This window comes from Treponema sp. R80B11-R83G3 (assembly GCF_054786115.1).
This window is the reverse complement of the sequence record NZ_BDHF01000533.1, coordinates 1-412: the sequence shown is the minus strand read 5'-3', so window position 1 is coordinate 412 and position 412 is coordinate 1. Positions and strand designations below refer to the sequence as shown.

The following is a 412-nucleotide window of genomic DNA, read 5'->3' as shown; positions in this document are numbered from 1 at the left end:
GGTGAAATGGTTTCAGGCGGCGATTATGACGTGGTTATCGGCTCCAATCCGTCTCTGCCTGAAATTTGCGCTAACGTAGCGAAGAATTTTCCAAATCAAAAGTTTATAATAGCGGACGCCGAGTACGAAGGAAATCCGCAAATCAGAACGTACAACTATAATCAAAGAGAGCAGTCGTATTTCTTGGGTTATCTTGCCGGTCTTGTCACGACAAGCGATATGCCGTATGCAAACAGCCAGGAAAAGATTGGCTTTATCGCCGCGCAGGAATATCCGCTTTTAACCAAACAAATGGTTCCCGGTTTTCTGGAAGGCGCAAGGCGCGTTGATCTCGATATAGAGCTTGATTTTCGCGTAATTGGCTCGTGGGCCGACGCGAATAAGGCGGCTGAACTTGCCTCCGCTATGATGG

The 412-nt window shown here is 47.8% G+C and carries 1 protein-coding gene; it reads left to right on the top strand.

The annotated features are described in order from the left end of the window. Positions 1-412, top strand: a 412-nt coding sequence (locus tag ACYVRH_RS14825) for a BMP family ABC transporter substrate-binding protein (RefSeq protein WP_461257623.1), incomplete at both ends; no start/stop codon positions are given.